1 protein-coding gene is annotated in these 1,402 nt (G+C 43.6%); it reads left to right on the top strand.

Annotation, left to right across the window (positions count from 1 at the left end):
• Positions 1-227 precede the first annotated feature (227 nt).
• Positions 228-1,402: malic enzyme-like NAD(P)-binding protein (locus A3756_RS16075; RefSeq protein ID WP_197481339.1), on the top strand; the 1,175-nt coding region annotated here is incomplete at its 3' end.

Here is a 1,402-nt window from a genome sequence, read left to right as displayed (position 1 = left end):
TGGCGAGTTGCCAAAGAACTAAGATATTCCGAAAAAGAGCGCTTGTCGCTCTTTTTTCGTCTGGTTATTTGATGATTTCGGTCAAATGACAATAAAAAAGTTACGGCGTATTATCATTTGATAATTGTCCATAGGTAATAAGTGATGTCATAATGTGCGCCGCGGACAGGCTTTAGGGCTTTAATGTCCCTGAAAGAACCTAAACGGAAAAACCAAAACGGTAGAATATAATGTCAGATTTCAAACAAGATGCTCTAGATTACCATGAGTTCCCGAAGCCAGGGAAAATCAGCGTAGAACTTTCTACTCCTGCTCAAACCTCTCGCGACCTTTCTTTGGCTTATAGCCCAGGTGTTGCAGAGCCAGTTAAGGAAATTGCTGCTGACCCGGAAAATGCATATAAGTACACTGCTAAAGGTAACTTGGTAGCGGTTATTACTGATGGTACTGCGATTCTTGGTCTGGGTGACTTAGGTCCTTTGGCTTCTAAGCCTGTAATGGAAGGTAAGTCTCTTCTTTTCAAACGTTTTGCTGGCGTTGATTCAATCGACATCGAAGTTGAATCTGAAAGCCCTCAAGCATTTATCGACACAGTGCGTCGTATTGCGATTACTTTTGGTGGCATTAACCTAGAAGACATTAAAGCACCTGAGTGTTTTGAAATCGAGCGTACGCTTAAAGAGCAGTGCAACATTCCAGTTTTCCACGATGACCAGCACGGTACTGCTATCGTAACGGTTGCAGGTGCATTGAACGCACTTGAAATTCAAGGCAAGAAAATTGAAGAAGCAAAAATGGCGGTACTAGGTGCCGGTGCTGCTGCAATTTCTTGTTCTAAGCTACTTACCCTTGCGGGTATGAAGCCAGAAAACATCTTCATGTGTGATCGTAAAGGTGTTATCCACTCTGGTCGTGATGATCTAAACCAGTACAAGGCAATGTTTGCAGTAGATACTGACAAGCGTACGTTTGACGATGCGCTAGACGGTGCTGATATCTTCTTGGGTCTATCTGGTCCTGATATGGTGACTGGTGAACAAATTAAGAAGATGGCTCCAAACCCAATCATCTTTGCATGTGCTAACCCGGTTCCAGAAATCATGCCTGAAGTGGTTGCAGAATCTCGTCCAGATGCTGTTATGGCAACAGGTCGTTCTGATTACCCTAACCAGGTAAACAACGTTCTTGGCTTCCCATTTATCTTCCGTGGTGCGTTGGATGTTCGTGCAACAGCTATCAATGAAGAGATGAAGCTGGCTGCTGCTAAAGCACTTGCTAATCTAGCAAAAGAGCCTGTAACTAAGGAAGTTCTAGACGCTTACGGTGTGGATTCAATGGAATTCGGTAAAGAGTACATCATTCCAAAAGCGACAGATTCCCGTTTGTTGGGTATTGTATCTAC

It is taken from the genome of Oleiphilus sp. HI0086, from assembly GCF_001635225.1.
This window is presented reverse-complemented; position numbering and strand designations above follow the sequence as displayed.